14 protein-coding genes, 1 other RNA gene and 1 riboswitch are annotated in these 16,953 nt (G+C 64.8%); of the genes, 6 read left to right on the top strand and 9 right to left on the bottom strand.

Features of this window, described 5'->3' with window-relative positions; genetic code table 11:
• Positions 1–3: 3 nt before the first annotated feature.
• Genes NCS02_RS03620 through NCS02_RS03610 form a run of 3 tightly spaced genes read right to left on the bottom strand, consistent with a single transcriptional unit; the run spans position 4 to position 3,682 of the window.
• Positions 4–780, bottom strand: a complete 777-nt coding sequence (locus NCS02_RS03620) for an ABC transporter ATP-binding protein (RefSeq protein ID WP_244807763.1) — start codon at positions 778–780, stop codon at positions 4–6.
• Positions 777–1,805: a FecCD family ABC transporter permease gene (locus NCS02_RS03615; RefSeq protein WP_502799582.1), complete on the bottom strand. Its 1,029-nt coding sequence runs from the start codon at positions 1,803–1,805 to the stop codon at positions 777–779. Before NCS02_RS03615 ends, NCS02_RS03620 begins: the two co-directional genes overlap by 4 nt.
• Entirely contained in the window at positions 1,802–3,682 is a 1,881-nt protein-coding gene (locus NCS02_RS03610) for a TonB-dependent receptor domain-containing protein (protein ID WP_244807762.1), read from the bottom strand. Before NCS02_RS03610 ends, NCS02_RS03615 begins: the two co-directional genes overlap by 4 nt.
• 81 nt (positions 3,683–3,763) lie before the next feature.
• Positions 3,764–4,061: riboswitch (cobalamin riboswitch) on the bottom strand.
• A 267-nt stretch (positions 4,062–4,328) separates the two neighbouring features.
• On the opposite strand from NCS02_RS03610, the gene NCS02_RS03605 reads away from it, so the two are divergent.
• From NCS02_RS03605 to NCS02_RS03585, 5 genes are all read left to right on the top strand, one after another.
• Positions 4,329–4,697, top strand: coding sequence for an ATPase (locus NCS02_RS03605; RefSeq protein ID WP_244807761.1), 369 nt, complete (start codon positions 4,329–4,331; stop codon positions 4,695–4,697).
• Entirely contained in the window at positions 4,694–5,008 is a 315-nt protein-coding gene (locus NCS02_RS03600) for a cell division protein ZapA (protein ID WP_008351102.1), read from the top strand. The genes NCS02_RS03605 and NCS02_RS03600 overlap by 4 nt, the downstream gene beginning before the upstream one ends.
• 105 nt (positions 5,009–5,113) lie before the next feature.
• A non-coding RNA gene (gene ssrS, locus NCS02_RS03595) (6S RNA) lies at positions 5,114–5,295 on the top strand.
• A gap of 79 nt (positions 5,296–5,374) precedes the next feature.
• Positions 5,375–5,833, top strand: coding sequence for an EVE domain-containing protein (locus NCS02_RS03590; RefSeq protein WP_008351103.1), 459 nt, complete (start codon positions 5,375–5,377; stop codon positions 5,831–5,833).
• A 69-nt stretch (positions 5,834–5,902) separates the two neighbouring features.
• Complete coding sequence (locus NCS02_RS03585) at positions 5,903–6,631, top strand: SIMPL domain-containing protein (RefSeq protein ID WP_008351105.1); 729 nt, start codon at positions 5,903–5,905, stop codon at positions 6,629–6,631.
• A gap of 52 nt (positions 6,632–6,683) precedes the next feature.
• Here the strand turns inward: NCS02_RS03585 and lgt are convergent, their stop codons facing one another.
• Together lgt and NCS02_RS03575 are read right to left on the bottom strand one after the other, a co-directional pair.
• Positions 6,684–7,586 carry a prolipoprotein diacylglyceryl transferase gene (gene lgt, locus NCS02_RS03580; protein WP_008351107.1) on the bottom strand — a complete coding sequence of 301 codons (903 nt, stop codon included), beginning with the start codon at positions 7,584–7,586 and terminating at the stop codon, positions 6,684–6,686.
• A gap of 38 nt (positions 7,587–7,624) precedes the next feature.
• Positions 7,625–8,542, bottom strand: a complete 918-nt coding sequence (locus NCS02_RS03575; protein WP_244807760.1) for a LysR family transcriptional regulator — start codon at positions 8,540–8,542, stop codon at positions 7,625–7,627.
• A 107-nt stretch (positions 8,543–8,649) separates the two neighbouring features.
• Between NCS02_RS03575 and ilvD the strand changes: the two genes are divergently transcribed.
• A complete protein-coding gene (ilvD, locus tag NCS02_RS03570) occupies positions 8,650–10,323 on the top strand; it encodes a dihydroxy-acid dehydratase (RefSeq protein ID WP_008351111.1) in 1,674 nt (557 codons plus the stop codon).
• Between the two features lie 19 nt (positions 10,324–10,342).
• Here the strand turns inward: ilvD and NCS02_RS03565 are convergent, their stop codons facing one another.
• The 4 genes from NCS02_RS03565 to NCS02_RS03550 form a co-directional block, all read right to left on the bottom strand.
• Positions 10,343–14,290: an autotransporter outer membrane beta-barrel domain-containing protein gene (locus NCS02_RS03565; protein ID WP_244807759.1), complete on the bottom strand. Its 3,948-nt coding sequence runs from the start codon at positions 14,288–14,290 to the stop codon at positions 10,343–10,345.
• A 280-nt stretch (positions 14,291–14,570) separates the two neighbouring features.
• The gene (locus NCS02_RS03560) at positions 14,571–14,909 is read right to left on the bottom strand and encodes a DUF2486 family protein (protein ID WP_008351113.1); all 339 of its coding nucleotides are present in this window, start codon (positions 14,907–14,909) and stop codon (positions 14,571–14,573) included.
• A gap of 60 nt (positions 14,910–14,969) precedes the next feature.
• Complete coding sequence (locus NCS02_RS03555; RefSeq protein ID WP_008351114.1) at positions 14,970–15,386, bottom strand: DNA polymerase III subunit chi; 417 nt, start codon at positions 15,384–15,386, stop codon at positions 14,970–14,972.
• Positions 15,383–16,915: a leucyl aminopeptidase gene (locus NCS02_RS03550; protein ID WP_250519324.1), complete on the bottom strand. Its 1,533-nt coding sequence runs from the start codon at positions 16,913–16,915 to the stop codon at positions 15,383–15,385. Before NCS02_RS03550 ends, NCS02_RS03555 begins: the two co-directional genes overlap by 4 nt.
• Between the last annotated feature and the right edge of the window lie 38 nt (positions 16,916–16,953).

Here is a 16,953-nt window from a genome sequence, read left to right as displayed (position 1 = left end):
CTTTCATGAGCGAGGGATGGAAGGCACGAGCGCTTCGTGCTCGCCATCGCGAATCAACGCGAGCGGATAGCCGAATGCGGCGCTGGCGCGTTCGGCCGTGAGCACGTCGGCGACGAGTCCCGCATGAGCGCCGCCGTTCCCGTCGAGCAGAAGCGCGTGCGTCGCGAAACGGCGCGCGAGATTCAGATCGTGGCACGAGAAGATTACGGTGCGCTTGTGCGCGCGCGCCGCGTCGCGCAACGCGTGCAGGCAATCGATCTGATGATGCAGGTCGAGATGCGAAAGCGGTTCGTCGAGCAACAGCAGCGGCGCGTTCTGGCACAGCACGGCGGCGAGCGCGACACGCTGGCGTTCGCCGCCGGAAAGCGTCAGCACGTCGCGCGACGCGAACGATGCGAGACCCAACGTTTCGAGCGCGGCGTACGCGGCGGCGCGATCCTCGTCGCTCTCCCAGCCCCAGCCGGTGAGATGCGGAAAGCGGTTGAGCAGCACGGTATCGAGCACGCTCGCGCTGAAGGCGTCGTGCGCGGCTTGCGGCATCAAAGCGCGCGCGCGCGCGAGTTCCGTCGCGCGCCATGACGCGAGCGCGCGGCCGTCGAGCGACACGCTGCCCGATGCGGCTTTCGCAATCCCGGCGAGCACGTTGATGAGCGTCGTCTTGCCCGCGCCGTTCGGCCCGGCGATGCACCACATTTCGCCCGCTTCGATCGACTGCGTGAGCCCGTCGATGAGCGTGCGCTTACCCGCGCGAAGCACGATGGCGTCGAGCCGCAAAATCATCGCGGCCTCCGCAGCAGCATCCACAGGAACATCGGGACGCCGATCAATGCCGTGACGACGCCGACCGGCAATTGCGCGGGCGCGATCACCGTGCGCGCGACGAGATCGGCGGCCATCACCGCGAGTCCGCCCGCGAGCGCGGCGGCGGGCACGAGCATGCGCTGATCGTTGCCGAACGCGAGGCGCAGCAGATGCGGCACGACGAGCCCGACGAAGCCGATGGTGCCCGCCGTCGTCACGGCGGCCGCCGCCGCGATCGATGCGACGAGATACACGCGCAGACGCAAGCGCTCGACCGGCACGCCGAGCGCGCGCGCGGTCGTATCGCCGCGCAAGAGCACGTTCAGTTGCGGTGCGACGGGAACGATGACCGCGAGCACGACGGCGAGCGCGATCAGCGCGGGCCATGGCGCCGCCGCGCCGTTGAGATCGCCCGTCAGCCAGAAGATCATGCCGCGCAAACGGTTCTCGGGCGCGACGCTCAGGATCAGCGTGATGAGCGCGCCCCATCCCGATGCGATCACGACACCCGTCAGCAAGAGCCTCGGCGATGCGTCCTGTCCGCTTTGCCACAAGTCCTTGCGCGCGAGTCCGAGGACCAGAACGATCGATGCGAACGCGCCCGCGCAAGCCGCGATATCTACGCCCCACCACGGCAGCGACCCGAGCATCGCGGCAAGCGCGAAGGTTGCCGCGCCGCCGGATACGCCGAGCACGTACGGTTCCGCCAGCGGATTGCGCAACAGCACTTGCAGCAGCGCGCCGGCGAACGCGAGCAATGCGCCCGACGCGAAGCCCGCGAGCGCGCGCGGCAGACGCAAGGTCAGCACGATGTCATCGGCGATATCGGGCGTCGCCGAGTGCGCGTGAAAGAGCGCGCCGATCGCGCGCGATACGGGCAACGCGACGCTGCCCATCGCGAGCGACGCGACCAGCACGACGAGCGTCGCTGCGCCGAGCGCGATCCAGATCGCGGTGGCGCGGCTCGCGTTCATCGCGCGCGGACGTTCAGCCACGCGGCTCACGACGGATGCCAGCCCAACGTGATGTACGCGCCGCGTCGTGGCGTGTTGTACGAGTACGCAAGTTCATAGTCCTTGTCGAACAGGTTGTCGATGCGCGCCGTGACGTACCACGACTTCGAGATGTCGTAGCGCGCCGACAGATTCACGATGCCGTAGCCCGCGAGCGTCGAATCGTAATCGCTGCGTTGACCGCTCACGATCCATTCGCCACCGACGCGCCACGGCCCGATCGTGCGATGCGCCGTCAGCGTCGCGAAATGCCGCGCGCGCCGCGTCAAATCCTCGTGATTCGTTTCGTCGACGGGATTCTGGAACGTGACGCCCGCGCGCACATCCGTTGCGCCGACGTGCCCCGCCCACGATCCCTCGATGCCCTGCACCTTCGCGCGCCCGACGTTCTGCGCGACATAGTAGAAGCCGCCGTCGGACACGTAATCGATCAAATTCGAATAGCGCGTCTGAAAAAGCGTCACGCGCACCACGCCGAGCGCATTCGATGCGTACTGCAACGCCGCCTCGACCGAATGACTGCGCTCCGGCTGAATCGACGGATTGCCGCTCAGCGGATAGTAGAGATCGTCGAAGCTCGGCGCGCGAAACGAGGCCGAATAGCTCGCGCTCGCCTTCCAGTGCGCGTCGAAGTTATACGCGTAGCCCAGATAGTAGCTGTTCGCGCCGCCGAAATCGGAATACTGATCGCGGCGCAGATTCGCCTGCAACTCGTTCGCGCCGATGTGCCCCACGTAACCCGCGAACATCGAATTCACATGACGGTCGGGCGCGCTGAACTGATCGGAATCGAGCGTCTGATCGAGATGCTCGTAGCCGAAGAGCAGCTTGTGCGCGTCGCTGATCCGCACGTCGTTCTGCCACGTATATTGCCGGTTCTCCGAATCGAAACGGCTCGTATAGACGCCGTTCTGCTCGATGTTCGCGCGGTCCTGTCCCTGCGCGATCGTGAAGTGCGTCGTCCAGTTATCCGTGACGCGGCCGTTCGCGAACACCGACGCCGAGCGCACGCGATCGTGCGTTTCGTTGATATCGGTCGGCTGGCCATAGGCATCGTCGAAACTGTTGATGCCGTTCGATTGCAGGAAGCGCACGCCCGCGTCCCACTTGTCGCTGAACTCGTGACGCAGCGTCGCCGCGACGCTCTCGTTCAGATAGCCGTTCGCGTTCGGATTGGCGCCGGGCGCGATTCCCGGATCGATCGACGAGAAGCCGTCGGTTTTCTCGCGCGAGACGTTCACGCTGAAGGTCGTGCGGCCGTCCTTGTCGAGCGCGCCGCTCACGCCCGCCGATTGCCGCTGCGTGTGATAGCTGCCGTACTCCGCCTCGAAGTTGAAGCGCGGCGGATGCGCCTCGCCTTCCTTCGTGAAGATCTGCACGACGCCGCCAATCGCATTCGATCCATAGAGCGCCGACACGTTGCCGTTCACGACCTCGACGCGCCCGATCTGGTCGAGCATCAATTGCGATAGCTGTGCCGCGCCGAGCGACGCCGATTCGACGCGCACGCCGTCGATCAGCACGAGCGATTGCGACGACGCCGCACCGCGTATGAAAAGCCCCGAGTTCGAGCCCGGTCCGCCGTTGCGCGTGATCTGCACGCCGGGCGCGAGCGCGACGAGTCCGAGCGCGTCGCTTGTGTTTGCATCGGCGATGTCCTGCTCGTCAAAAAGCGATGTCTGCGGAATCGATTCGGCAAGCGGCTGCGGCGCGCGCGTCGATGTGACGACGACGGGCGCAAGCGTTTGCGTGCTGTCTTCCGTCTGGGCCGCCTGTGCAGCGCCGGCGAACGGCAAGGCGCCGATGGCCGCAACGAGCGCGCCATGACGGGAGAGACCGCTTCTGAGCGCGGCCAGTGGCAATACCATGTGTGAAGTGTTCCGTTTCGCGTGAGCGCGACCCCGCTCCCCGCGAGGACGATGCGCGACGAACGCACCGCGCCATGCGCGCCGATGCGTCGGACTCCGGCCGGTATCCGGGCTGGCGATCAATCGTCTCGCCTTCCCGCGCATGGCGCGCAGTGGCATCGACACGTTTCTTGCAGTCGCGCGCGTGCGACGAATTTCGACACGCTCGCGCGGCAAAAACGCGCATGAGACGACTTGCAACTTGCGTTGCGGTCGCTTACCGTTGCGGGGGCAGCACAGGTTGGCTCGTCGTCGATTGCGGCGACTTCGCTCCCTGTTTCCCGTTTGACTGCATCCACGAGATCCGCGGATGCGAGCACCAAAAGTGCGGCAAGTGTAGGAGCGCGGTTCGGGGCCGTCAAGAAAACCGCGCGGGCAGACTGGCGCGGCGCATGACGAATCGAACGAGAAGCGAAAGAGAAGCGGCCGGCCTGTCATCACGAGCGTTGCGGGGCGCTCGCGTTTTCTGCACACGAATGCATCGCGACATGCGCTTGATTCGAAGGATTAAGCGCTAGATCGCGTGTTGTTACGTCTCGAAACGAGACATTTATCGGAAGCTCCGTTGAACCGCGCTAAAATGCGAGGTCTTTAGAGGACGCAGCACATGCTCAACGAACTCGAATCACTGTCAGGAAACATCGGCCGGCTGATCCAGATCAGCGAGCGCCACAAGCAGGCGCATCAAGCGCTGCAGGAACAACTCGAACAGCTGCGCGCCGACTATGCGAACGTGCAGGCCGAGCTCGCGCAAGTGCGCGAAGAGCGCGATACGCTGCAGTCCGAACGCGATTCGCTGTCCGCGAAAATCGACGACGCGCAAATCCGCCTGAACGCGATTCTCGAAAAGCTGCCGCGCGGCAAGTCCGCGCAACATGCCGAGTCCGACAATCAACTCGATCTCCTCGAAGCCGATTCCCAGGAAGCACATGAAACGGAATTGCACGGCGAGCATCATCAGGGAGAGAAGGCATGACGACCACGCAGATCGAAGTATCCATTCTCGGGCAGCCGTATCGTCTCGCGTGCTCGCCGGAAACCGAAGGCGCATTGCGTGAAGCCGTCGCGCGCGTCGACGCCGAAATGAACAAAGTGCGCAATGCAAGCAGCGTGCGCGGCACGGATCGCATCGCGGTGATGGCGGCGCTTTCGCTGGCGTCGGAATTGCTTAAGCTGCAGGACAGCGTGCGTCACGGCGAGGCCTTCCCCGCCGAAGAAATCCGCCGCACGATGCACTCGATGAACGAGCAATTGGGCGCGGTCATTGCGCAACACGAAGCGCAATAAGGCAGATGCGCGTCGAGTCAATCAGCGCGCAATGTCAATCGAAAAAAGAAACTGCCGAAGTAGCGTGAAGAGGCTGCAGAAGGCAAACGATTGGTGTAGAGTGACGTTTCCCTGCCTGGTACGCCAAGGTCATATATTCCTTGAACCAATGCTACATTGGCACGGTTGCGGAACCTTGCAGCACGGGCGCGCGCGTCGCTAGTCCGATGTACCCGAAGTGTTGCTTACCGCGACCAATCTTGAACCCAGGTTCAGGATGCCGGCCTAGCGGCTGTGGCGGGGACCTCATTCAAGAAACGGCATCGGTTTTTCCGATGCCGTTTTCGTTTGTCCCTGCCGTTCGCTCTTCGATTCATGCACACGACCATGCGCTACTGGCTGATGAAGTCCGAACCGGACGAAGCGAGCATCGATCATCTCGCGCACGCGCCGAAAAAAACCTTGCCGTGGACGGGCGTACGCAACTATCAGGCGCGCAACTTCATGCGCGATCAGATGCAGATCGGCGACGGCGTGCTCTTCTATCATTCGAGCTGCCCGGAGCCGGGCATCGCGGGCATCGCGAAAGTGTGCTCGACGGCGTATCCGGATCCCACGCAATTCGATCCGAAGAGCGATTACTACGATCCGAAATCGACGCAGGAAACGCCGCGCTGGATGCTCGTCGACGTGAAGTTCGTGAAGAAGACGCCGCTCATATCGCTCGCCGCGTTGCGCGAACATCCAGAGCTTGCCGACATGCAAGTGCTCGCGCGCGGCAACCGGCTCTCGATCACGCCCGTGACCGAAGCGCAATGGCGATTTATTACCGAGCACCTCGTCTAACAAGGAACTTACGACTTCACGAATGCGACTAAATCCCGTCGCACGTACGCGATGTCACGGAGTCCTTCGATGCTCAATAAGAAAACCGCCGCCGCCTTCGCCCTGCTCGCGATGTCCGGTGCCGCGCTTACGTTGTCTCAAACCGCCGCTGCGCAGACGGTGATAACGCAGCCACAGCCCTCGGGCGTGCTCTCGCTCTCCGCACAAGCGAGCGCGCAAGTGCCGCAGGATGTCGTCAACATCACGCTCTTCTACGAACAGGAAGCGGCCGATCCGTCGTCGCTCACCAGCACGCTCAATCAGCGCGCCGAGGCCGCGTTACGCGAAGCCAAAGGTGTCGACGGCGTGACCGCGAAGAGCGGCTCGTTCACCGTCTATCCGTCGACGGATCGCGACGGCAAGATTTCCGCGTGGCGCGGGCGCACGGAAGTCGTGCTCGAATCGCATGACTTCGCGGCGGCATCGAAGCTCGCGGGCAAGATGAGTTCGTCGATGCAAGTGGGTAGCGTCGCGTTCTCGCTGTCGCCCGAAGCGCAGCGCGCGGCCGAGCAAAAGCTCGTCTCGCAAGCCATCGATTCGTTCCGCAAGCAGGCGCAAAGCGCCGCGCAAGGCTTCGGCTACAGCAATTTCACGATTCGGGAAGTGAATGTCGGACGGAGCGGCGCGCAGCCGCGTCCCGTCATGATGATGCAATCGCGCGCGATGAGCGCCGATGCGAAGATGGCCCCGATCGCGATGGAAGCCGGCACGACCACGGTGACAGTCGACGTTTCCGGCTCCGTACAAATGGGACGCTAAACGTCGCTCACGCTGTTCACGCGGGGCGGCGTTCGACCGCCCCGCTCTTTCCTCAAGCCTTTGCGGATTCGGGCGGCAGGCGCAGATTGCGCTTGTAGGCCCACACCATCATTACCACGCCGGCGACGATCATCGGCAGCGAAAGCCATTGGCCCATCGAGAGATTGAGCGCGAGCAAGCCGAGATAATCGTCCGGCTCACGCGCGAATTCCACGGTGAAGCGCGCGAGTCCATAACCGATCAGGAACAGCGCCGAAATCGCGCCGACCGGACGCTGCTTGCGCGAGAACGTCCAGATCACGATGAACAGCACGAGCCCTTCCAGCGCGATTTCGTACAACTGCGACGGATGACGCGGCAGCATGTGGTAACGCTGAAAAATTTCCGTGAGGTGATACTGCGCGTCGAGCTGCGGATTCTTCGAGAGCCACACGGCGTCGTCGTTCGTCGAGTTCTGGAAGAGCATCGCCCACGGCGCGTTCGGGTCCGTCACGCGGCCCCACAGCTCGCCGTTGATGAAATTGCCGAGTCGCCCCGCCGCGAGACCGAGCGGCACCATCGGCGCGACGAAATCCGTCACCTGCAGCCACGTGCGCTTGCGGTGATACGCGAACAGCACCATCGCGAGCGTCACGCCGAGAAAGCCGCCGTGAAACGACATCCCGCCTTCCCATACCTTGAAGATATCGAGCGGATGCGCGGCGTAATAACTGGCCTTGTAAAACAGCACGTAGCCAATGCGCCCGCCCAGAATCGTGCCGAGCACGCCGTAGAACAGCATGTCGTCGATGTCCTTCACGGTCCAGCCTTGCGCGGCGACATAAGGCAGCCGCAGCCGCAACCGGCCGATGACGATGGCCGACACGAACGCCACCAGGTACATGAGGCCGTACCAGCGCACGGCGAGCGGTCCGAGATGAATCGCGATGGGATCGAAATTGGGATGTATGAGCATTCTGATGTGGGAATCTTTAAGCGGGCTACAGGGGCGAATCATACAGAACCGGCGCTTTCGGCCCTCGAACGGACGATTTCGATGAACCCGGCGAGCACCGGACTCACTTCCGCGATCCGCCATACCAGCCCCGTTTCCACGAAAGGACCGGGATCGAGAAGCGGACGATACACGACGCCCGTGCGCCTTAGATGACGCAGCGATTGCGGCACGAGCGCGACGCCCATGCCGGCGGACACGAGGCTCACGATGGTCTGCATCTGGATCGCCTCCTGGCCGATACGCGGCGTGAGCCCGGCCGCGCCATAGCAGCCCATGATGATGTCGTGCAAGCCGGGCGCGAGACGCCTCGGAAAGACGACGAGCGGCGCGGCGGCGAGATCGTGCAGGTCGACGGGTTCGTCTTCGCTCGAATTCAGCTCTTGCGCCTGCTTCTCGGACATCGCGATCATCAGCGGCTCGCGCGCGATCGGCACATACTCGAGCGACGACGCGTAACGCGGCGGCAGCGGCGGAATGACGAGGCCCGCATCGACGCGCCCGGCGACGAGTTCGTCGATCTGCACGTCGCTCGTCGCTTCGGTCAGTTGCAGACGCACGCCGGGATGACGCGCACCGAAATCGCGCAGCAGCGCCGGCAGAAGCCCGTAATCGGCGGTGGAGACGAACGCGAGCGACAGCACGCCCGCCTCGCCGCGCGCGAGCGATTGCGCGAGCGGACGCAGCGCATCGGCGGATGCGAGCAGGCGGCGCACTTCCGGCAACAGATCCTTGCCGACGGGCGTCAGCTCCACGGTCCGTTTCGTGCGCACGAAAAGCGCGACGCCGAGCGATTCTTCCAGCGCGCGGATCGCCTGCGAGAGCGGCGGCTGCGTCATCGCGAGGCGCGCGGCGGCACGGCCGAAGTGCATCTCTTCGGCGACCGTCACGAAATAACGCAGGAGCCGTAGTTCCATTGATATGTTTTGCGACCTAGTAAGCCCTGAATAATATATTGGACAGACACATAGCGCGGTTGCATTCTTGCTGCATCAAATCAAGAACATCCCCTCAGGAGCACACCATGGCCTTCAATCGCCGCTCGAAGCACATTACTCAGGGCGTCGCGCGCTCGCCCAATCGCTCGATGTATTACGCCCTCGGCTACAAGGAGGAGGACTTCGACAAGCCGATGATCGGCGTCGCCAATGGCCACTCGACGATCACGCCGTGCAACGCGGGCTTGCAGCGCCTCGCGGACGCCGCCGTCGAATCGATCAGGAAATCCGATGCGAATCCGCAGATTTTCGGCACGCCGACGATCTCCGACGGCATGTCGATGGGCACCGAAGGCATGAAGTACTCGCTCGTGTCGCGCGAGGTAATCGCGGACTGCGTCGAGACCGCCGTGCAAGGCCAGTGGATGGACGGCGTCGTCGTGATCGGCGGCTGCGACAAGAACATGCCGGGCGGCATGATCGGCATGGCGCGCATGAACGTGCCGTCGATCTATGTGTATGGCGGCACGATTCGCCCCGGCAACTGGAAGGGCAAGGATCTGACGATCGTGTCGTCTTTCGAGGCGGTCGGCGAGTTCACCGCGGGGCGCATGTCGGAGGAGGATTTCAAGGGCGTCGAGAAGAACGCGTGCCCGTCGACCGGCTCGTGCGGCGGCATGTACACGGCGAACACGATGAGCTCGTCGTTCGAGGCGCTCGGCATGTCGCTGATGTATTCGTCGACGATGGCGAATCCGGATCAGGAAAAGGTCGATTCCGCGGCCGAATCGGCGCGCGTACTCGTCGAAGCGGTGAAGAGGGATCTGAAGCCGCGCGACATCATCACGAAGAAGTCGATCGAGAACGCGGTGGCGCTCATCATGGCGACGGGCGGCTCGACGAACGCCGTGCTGCACTATCTCGCCATCGCGCACGCGGCGGACGTGGAATGGAGCATCGACGACTTCGAGCGCATGCGCAAGAAAGTGCCGGTCATCTGCGATCTGAAGCCTTCCGGTCAATATGTCGCGACAGACTTGCACAAAGCCGGCGGCATTCCGCAAGTGCTGAAGATCCTGCTCGACGCGGGTCTCTTGCACGGCGACTGCATCACGATCACCGGCCGCACGATGGCCGAAGAACTGAAGGACGTGCCGAGCAAGCCGCGCGCGGATCAAAAGGTCATCTTCCCGATCGAGCAGGCGCTTTACAAGGAAGGGCATCTCGCGATCCTGCGCGGGAATCTCGCGGAAGACGGCGCGGTCGCGAAGATCACGGGCCTGAAGAATCCGGTCATCACGGGTCCTGCGCGCGTGTTCGACGACGAGCAAAGCGCGATGGACGCCATTCTCAGCGACAAGATCAAAGCTGGCGACATTCTCGTGCTGCGCTATCTGGGGCCGGTCGGCGGTCCGGGCATGCCGGAGATGCTCGCGCCGACATCGGCGATCATCGGCAAGGGGCTGGGCGAATCCGTCGGCTTCATCACCGACGGGCGTTTCTCGGGCGGCACCTGGGGCATGGTGGTCGGCCACGTCGCGCCGGAAGCGTTCGCGGGCGGCACCATCGCGCTCGTGCAGGAAGGCGATTCGATCACCATCGACGCGCACAAGCTGCTTCTGCAACTGAACGTGGATGACGCCGAACTCGCGCGCCGCCGCGCCGCGTGGAAGCAGCCCGCGCCGAAGTACACGCGCGGCGTGCTGGCGAAATTCGCGGCGCTCGCGGGGCCGGCGAACAAGGGCGCGGTGACGGGTTGACGCGCAACCGGCGCGCGCGTCACCAGATGTAGCGCGCGCCGAGCAGCCCTTCGTAGCTCCGATAACCGCCGTCGCCTTGCTGATAGCCGAGATTGCCCCACACGCGCCACTGTTTCGCGATCTGGCCTTGCGCGCCGAGCTTGAACTCCATGCGATTTCTCGGGCCGTCCTGCGACACGCGCACGTCGTTGAACGAAACCGAGGAAAGCTGCGTGTCGTGCCACCAGTTGATTTCCGCGAACGGCAGCCATCCGGGCGACGCCGCCGAGCCTGGCGCGTGAAAGATCCGCACACCGACGCGCGTCGTGAATCCGCCGCCATCGTCGCTGTGAATCACCGTTCCGTTGTTCTCGACGTGATCGCCGGCGTGATAGTTCGTGTAGATCAACTGAAGCTGCGGCTCGACGAGCACCGGTCCCGTCGATGTCTGCCCGAGCGCGAAGGCCCAGCCGCCTTCGAGCGATCCCGCCCACACGCTGCTCGAATAATTCTCGCCCGGCAGATCCGCGCCCTTCACGGTGTTGTCGAAATGGGCGTACTGCAGCCAGGTGTCGACGTACGGGCCATCGGCTGACCAGGCATTGCCGCGCCACGTCGCGTAGACGCCCGCGCTCGCCCCGTTGACGTTGCCGCGCGCGGTCGCGGAACTGTTCTGCGCGGTCGCATCGGTGGTGGACGAGCCGTAGCCCGCCATCACGCCCGCCTGCCAGCGATGCCCGTCCGACACCCGATGCAGCAGGTCGATGCCCGCCTGCACGAGCGCGGTGTCCGTCGATTCGCCGATACACCCGCTGGCCGCGTCGCTGTCGGTATGCGCGCCTCTCGTGCGCGCCCAGGCCGTCGCGTTATCGGCGTCCGGCGGTAGCGCGGCGTAGGAATCGGCGAAGCCTGCGCGATCGTGCAGTGTCATCGTGAACATCGTTTCGGCCGAGCGCTGATTGCCGAGGTAAGCGCCCGGCTCCGGGCGCGGCGTCGGCGCCGAACGCAGATACCAGTCGCCATCGCCCGGCGTCGCCAGGCCGCCTTGCCGCAGACTGTATTCGTACTGACCCGCGACCACGCGGCCGTCAAGCGTGAACACGCCGTTCGATTGCCCGTCCACCTGGACGATCTCGATGCCGTTCGCCGTTTGCGCGCCCGCGCCGCCCGCATTTGCGATTGCGACCCGCGTCTGCCCCGCCGTGCCGCCGTGTACGACAAGTCTGTCGGTCGCCGATCCGTCGCCCGCGAGCACCGTGGAGAGCGCCATCCGGCCGTTGTTGCCGGTGTAATCGCCCGCGACGGTCAGCGTGCTCGCGGGCGCGGCGCTCGCCATGCGAATCTCGCCGTTGTTCGTGAGCGCGCCGCCGATGAGGAATTGTCCCGCCGGACCGCCCGCGAAACCCGGCGCGGCATCGGCTATGGCCAGCACGCCGTTGTTGAGCACCGCGCCGCCCACCGAGCCATAGCCGCCGAAGGTCGCGCTCGGAGCCACGCTTACCTGAGACGTATTCGCGAGCCGCGCGCCGTCGGTCAACACCAGCGCGCCGGCATCGACGCGCGTGGCGCCGCTGTAGGTTTGCGCGTTGGTCAACGTGACGACGCCGCTGCCTTGCTGAACGACATCGCCCGTGCCGCTGATCGTGTTGCGGAAGATCACGTTGTCGGCGCGGTCGAAGACGAGCGCGCCGTCATCGACGACGTTCCCGGCGACGCTGCCCGTCGTCCCGCCCGCGCCGAGCCGCAGCGCGCCCGAAGCAATCGTCGTCGTGCCGGTGAACGTGTTGTCGCCGCTCAGCGTCAGCGTGGCCGCGCCGCTCTTCGTCAAACTGCCTGCGCCGCCGATCGTGCCGCTGAACGTCGAATCGGCCGCGCTGTTCACGCTCAGCGCACCGCCGGCGAGCGTCACATTGCCCGCGCCGGCGAGATCGCTGACGTGCTGATCGAAGCCGCGCAGATCGAAGGTCGCGCCCGCCGCCACCGCGAGCTGCGAACTTCCCGCGATCACGTCGCGCGCGCCCGCGGCGAGCGTGCCGGCATCGATCAGCGTCGCGCCGGTATAGCCGTTCGCCGCCGACAGGATCAACGTGCCCGCGCCCTTCTTCGTCAACGTCCGGCCGTCCCAGCCGCTCGCGAACCGGCCAGTCTGGTCGTTGAGCGCGACATCGGCATTGAAGGTATCCGCCGCGCCTGCGAGCGTGAACGCGCCGTCGCCCTGTGCCGCGCCTGCGAGCCAGCGCAGGCCGAAGCCGACTTCGTAGTCGAGCCCGTTGTTGGTCTTCGCGCCGGCGAGCGTCAGATAATCGACGGGACTCGCCGTGCCGCCGAACCCGACGCTCGCGAAATCGCCTGCGATACCGCCGCTCGTATGGATGATGTCAAAGCGCGTGCTCGTGAGCGCGCTCGCGGAATCCGGCGCGCTCGCGCCGAAGCCGCTCACGTTCAGCGCGCCGCCGAGACTCGCGCTCGCCGCCGTGATGATCGGCTGGGCCTGTCCGATGGCGATCGTCAGCGCTGCGCCCGGCGCCTGGCTGAAGTTCGTCGCGACGTTCAGCGTCGAATCCGCGGCGATGGCGGTCGTCGTGCCCGGCTGCGTCGCATAGCTGCCCGCATTGAACGCGCCCGCCTGATTCAGCGCGAGCGTGCCCGCTTGCACGTTTACCGCGCCTTGCGACGATCCCGCTGCTGTCAGCGCGGCGGTGCCGCTGCCCGCCTGCACGAGCGTGCCCGTTCCCGTTATCGCGCCGTCGAACGAAAAGGCGTCGCTGCGATTGAACCGAAGCAGGCCGTCATTGACGACATTGCCCGTCACGATGCCGGCCGCGCCGCCCGTGCCGAGCGTGAGCGAGCCCGAAGACCTTACCGTCGTGCCGCCGCCGTTCTGAATGACCGCGCCGCCGAGCGTCAGCGCGCCTTCGACATCGAGCGCCGCTGAGGATGTCCCGCCCATCAGCACCGTGCCGTTGAGCGTCCAGTCGCTGCCCGCGCGGGGGTTCAGCCGGACGAAGCCATGTTCGGGACTTGCGAAGAAGTTCCCCGACTCCGTGTTGGTGCCCGTCAGGATGATCGAATTGTCTGTGCTCTGGCTGGTGATGGCGTTGCCATTGCCGCTTATCAGCCGCGAACCCGCGCCGAGCGTCACGACGTTGTTCGGGCCGAATAGCAGAATGGCCGTTTCCGACCCGCTGGCAATGACGCCGGCGTTATCGAGCGTGCTCCCGCTTTGGAGCCGCACGCCCGCCCCGATCGTGCTGCGGATCACGCCCGTGGCGCCATTGCGTACCTCCATGGGAAGGCCGCTTCTGCCGAGAATGCCTTCGTGATAGGCATCGATGAGTCCGTCATTGTGGATCACCGCCGTTCCGGCACTCACGAGGATCCCGCTGCCGTTATCCTGATCGCCCATACCCGAGCGGATGACCGCCCCGGCGTGATTGTTCACGGTCACGTTGCCCGTCGATCCGAGGAGAATGCCGTCCGTGCTGGCCGTCACCGCCGAGTTGGCGTTGAGCGTTCCGAAGTTGTCGACGGTCCCGCTCGCCGCGCCCAAGTAGGTAATTGCATGGCTGATACGCGCGCTGACATCGCCGCGATTGACGATATTGTTGGCTGCACCGTTGTTGTTGAAGAGGATGCCGTGCGTATGGCCCAGCGCCGCGCCGGACACCTGATTGACGAGCGATCCGGGCACGTCGAACACAACTGCCGCCGCGATGTTGTCCGTAGAACTGATGATCGAACCCGCGTTCGACATGGTTACGGGCGCAATGCCCTCGACGTTGATGGCGTTGCCCGATGAGGTCGTGATCGCGGTGCCGGGGTTGATCAGGTAGGACGTGTCGGTGGAAACCGTCTGCGTGGCCGAGCTTGGCCCGAGTGTCGTGACGGCGTGCGCCGACATCGCGAAAAGAAGGAGCACGGCGGCGGAATGAGGACGCCGTTCAGTAAAGAATGGCCGGTCCCGCCCGCGATATCGTTGTTTGCTCATGCGCTGGACGACTCCGTTCCACCGACGTCCCAAGGCGTGCATCACGACTGCGAGTCACGCGCTCATCGCTGTATCTGGTCGAAGCATTGGCAGTATAGGTAAACGCCCGTCGAATTCCGGCGTCATCCTCTTTGTAACGATATGCGTGGCAGGCGAACATGATCAGTTCGCCAAAAGAAATAGCGCAACAATCGAACGCGCGCGTTCGACTGGAGAAACAGGGTGTCGCCGGGATCAGGTTATCGCGTGCCGGGCGGAGATACCGTCGCCGCGATAGAACTCATTCGCCGCGCTGACGGCGCAACTCTTCCTCGACTGCATCGCGCACCCATTCGCTCATCCGGCCTTCGAGCGCCATCGCGACTTCGCGCGTGATCGCCGACACGAGTTGCGTCGAATGTTCGCGCAGCACTTCGCGGCAGCGTTCTTCGATGAGCGCGCGCGCATCGCCTGTCAGGAAGTTCGTGAAGCGGCCGCGCAGCCGCTCGGCGATCTGGTCCGCGTCGTATTCGATCGCGGCGTTGATCGACGGCGCGCGCGCGTATTCCGGCTTGCCGGGCACGACGACATCGGTCAGCGTCGGAATGGAGGAATCGAAGGATTCGGGCTTGTCGGTCATCTCGGGTGGTCTCCTTTGTCACTGCCAGCGTAGCGCACGCAACGCGCGCTTTCTGTTCGCTCAACCGCCCTGATTGTGCGTCTCGATCGCATAGCCGCGATCGCGATAGAAGCGATAACGCTCGCGGCCCGCGGCGAGTTCGTCCCCCTCGCTGCCGACGATCTCGACGAGCCGCTCGAAGCGCGCGAACTGCGCGGACACCGGCGCGCCGAGATTCACCAGCACCTGATGATGCGGCGCTTCATCCAGATTCGACGTGAGCACGACAGGCGTGTCCAGCGCGAGCGCGCTCTTCGCCATGCAGTGCGGCACGAATTCGAGCGGCTGGAAGGTCCACAACTGCTCGTCGAACGCGGCGAGACGCTGCGGTTCGGCGAGCACGACGAGCGGCTTGCCGCTCGCATACACCTTGCGCGCGAGGCGGCAGGCGTAGGCGAGCGGATCGCCGACATTCGTATGGAAGTCGATGCGTGTCATGCGCCCGCGCGATCGACCAGGAACTGCGAAAGCAGCGGCACGGGACGGCCCGTCGCGCCCTTCGCCGCGCCGCTCTTCCACGCGGTTCCGGCGATATCGAGGTGCGCCCACGGATACGCCGTCGCGAAGCGCGACAGGAAGCACGCCGCCGTCACGCTGCCGGCCGGACGTCCGCCGATATTCGCGACATCCGCGAAATTCGACTTGAGCTGGTCCTGATACTCGTCGTCGAGCGGCAGGCGCCATGCCGGATCGGACGCTTCGCGCGATGCGTCGAGCAACTCGCCCGCGAGCGCGTCGTCCTTCGAGAAGAGACCGGTGTTGTGATGCCCGAGCGCGATGATGCACGCGCCCGTGAGCGTCGCGATATCGACCACGGCGGCGGGCTTGAAGCGCTCCGCGTAGGTCAAGGCGTCGCACAGGATCAGGCGGCCTTCGGCGTCGGTGTTGAGCACTTCGATGGTCGTGCCGTTCATCGCCGTGATGATGTCGCCCGGCTTCACCGCGTTGCCCGCGGGCATGTTCTCGCAAGTCGGGATCACGCCGATCACGTTGAGCTTCAGGCCCATTTCGGCGACCGCGCGCATCGTGCCGAACACGGAACCCGCGCCGCACATGTCGTATTTCATCTCGTCCATCGCCTCGCCCGGCTTGATCGAGATGCCGCCCGAGTCGAACGTGATGCCCTTGCCGACCAGCACGATCGGCGCGTTCTTGCCCTTCGTCTTGCTCGCTTCGACGCCCGCGCCCTGGTAATGCATGACGATGAACTGCGGCGGCTCGACCGAACCCTTCGCCACCGACAGGAACGAGCCCATGCCGAGCGCCTCGATCTGCTTCTGGCCGAGCACCTCGACCTTCAGCTTGAAGTCGCGGCCAAGCTTCTTCGCGGTCTGGCCGAGATAGGTCGGCGTGCAGACGTTCGGCGGCAGATTGCCGAGATCGCGCGTGAGATCCATGCCGTTCGCGATCGCGACGCCCTGCTTCACCGCGACCCTGGCGGCTTTCTCGTCCGCGGAATCGATGCTGAACACGATCTTCCTGAGCGAGCGCGCGCCGTTGTCGGGCTTGCTCTTCATCTGCGTGAATTTGTAGGTCAGCTCGCGCAGCGCGAGGATCGCGGCGCGCACGGCCCACACGCCGTCGCGCTCCTGGACCGGCAGTTGAGCGAGCGTGAAGGTCGCCTGGCCGATCTTCGAGCCGAGCAGCACGCGCCACGCGGCGCGCACGGCTTCGCCATAGGCTTTCTGATTGAAGGCGTCCTGCTTGCCGAGCCCGACGAGCAGCACGCGCGATGCGCCGATGCCGGTCACTTCGGGCACGAGCAGCGTCGTGCCGGCGCGGCCGCTCATGTCGCCGGCTTTCACGACGCGCGAAATGAGGCCCTTGGTGGCGACGTCCATGTCGCGCGCGGCGCCCGTGAGCGTCTGCGCTTCAAAGATGCCGAGCACGATGACATCCGACTTTCCGGTAAGGAAACCATTTGCCTCGCCTTTGCTCCAATCACAGGCTTTTATGCTAAAGTCCATCGCGCTTATCCTCGGATAAAATCTAGGCTGAAGGATGA

The sequence above is a fragment of the Caballeronia sp. NCF2 genome (genome assembly GCF_023631205.1).
Lineage (GTDB): Bacteria > Pseudomonadota > Gammaproteobacteria > Burkholderiales > Burkholderiaceae > Caballeronia > Caballeronia zhejiangensis.
The sequence above is the reverse complement of the archived record's forward strand: the minus strand, read 5'-3'. Positions and strand labels throughout refer to the sequence as shown.